This window comes from uncultured Campylobacter sp., assembly GCF_938045205.1.
Classification (GTDB): domain Bacteria; phylum Campylobacterota; class Campylobacteria; order Campylobacterales; family Campylobacteraceae; genus Campylobacter_B.
On sequence record NZ_CALIMY010000127.1, the window covers coordinates 1 to 1,442 of the forward strand.

Genomic DNA, 1,442 nt, shown 5'->3' on the forward strand with positions numbered 1-1,442 from the left:
TTATAACATTACTGGTGTAAAAATTGGCATAAAATACATTAATGTGACTAATGTTTTCTAGGCCTACCTCTTTTATTTTTCTTTGCATAAGACCGCGCCTCAAAGCTCTAAAGCTTTTCCTGTCTTAACTGACTATGTTTTGTTTACCTTTGTACAAATAAGGTAGCACCTTCTCTTTTAAAATTTGTATTTTTTCTTTATCATTGTAGCAAATCCTGCCTAGTCCATCATGCTTATATTTCCCTAAATTACAATTATGAGAACATCCTTTACATTTGTGATATTGTTATCCCGGTAATCGCAAAGACGCTTGGCTATTATTGGTACTGTTTGCTCTCTACTGCTTTGTCCGTCCATAAAAATAACTACGTGAGCGTGTAGATGGTTATACCCGCAATCTCCTTGTTCCATTTTGACAAATATAACCTTTCAAATTTTAAATTTAACGGCGATGAGCTTATGGTCTGCGATGAGCGCTGTTTCTGGACAGAAAATCCTTGCCTTTTAAATTTAAAAGATAACAGATACTTTGAGATTCCTAGCGAGATGCTATCAAGCAAAGCGGGATTTGTCCTGGACAAGGAGCAATTGATTCGTAATTTAGCAAATTTCGGCATCAATGCGAGCCCCCGGGAGGTATTTATATGCTCCGATAATTACCTTAGTAGCGATGAATTAAAAGATTGCGAAGAAGATTGCGACGAAACAATCCCCGGTTTCAGACTGACAAAACCTAGGGATAAATTCGGACGCAATAGGCGCATAAAGACAAATTTGATAGAAAAGCTTAGTATTCCTCTCTTGAAATTCCTCGGAAAGATCAAGGTCGGAGATATTATCGAATGTAGAAAATCCAGCTATCCATACGAGAAAAATGTAAGCTTTATCGTAGTAAAAGCAAAAGACGATGATGGAGTAAATTTTATAAAATTGATCGTAATTAGCGGCTACAAAGCGGGTTTATGGGTTTTGCCATTTTTATTTAAAACGGATAAAAAAACAATAGAAGCAGACTGGCTAATTAAAAATTGGAAATATATTTTTTATAGATGCTGCGATATAAGGCACACCTACGTAAATTTGCAAAACCGAAAAGAGGTTTTAAATTTTACCGATAAACAGCTGGAAAATTTTATAAAAATAAAGCGAAAGAGATTAAAATTTAAATGGAAAAAGTAGATGGGGATTTTAAAGCAAGCCCGTATAATATCACGCAACAAAAGGTTTTTAAAAGGTGGTGGCGATGATAAAAAACGTTATAAATCCAAGTAATTTTGACGTAGAATTCAGGAAAATAAGAAGAAACAAAAGAGGCATAGTCAAGTCTAGAATAGATTTTGAAAATATTAATGTCGAGGCTAAAATTAGATTGGTTATGTTTTTAATTTCAAAAGTAAGCTCTTTAGATAGCGTAGTTTATAGAATTCTTTTTTGGGAAAAAG

The 1,442-nt window shown here is 34.0% G+C and carries 2 protein-coding genes; both read left to right on the plus strand.

The window, feature by feature from the left end:
• Positions 1-381 precede the first annotated feature (381 nt).
• The gene (imm45, locus tag Q0198_RS07595; protein ID WP_297896631.1) at positions 382-1,179 is read left to right on the plus strand and encodes an Imm45 family immunity protein; all 798 of its coding nucleotides are present in this window, start codon (positions 382-384) and stop codon (positions 1,177-1,179) included.
• A gap of 64 nt (positions 1,180-1,243) precedes the next feature.
• On the plus strand, positions 1,244-1,442 hold a 199-nt coding region (locus tag Q0198_RS07600; RefSeq protein ID WP_297896633.1), incomplete at its 3' end, for a hypothetical protein.

Coding starts and splice junctions, on each gene's coding strand:
- imm45 (WP_297896631.1), top strand. CDS start 382: ATGGTTATACCCGCAATCTCCTTGTTCCATTTTGACAAATATAACCTT.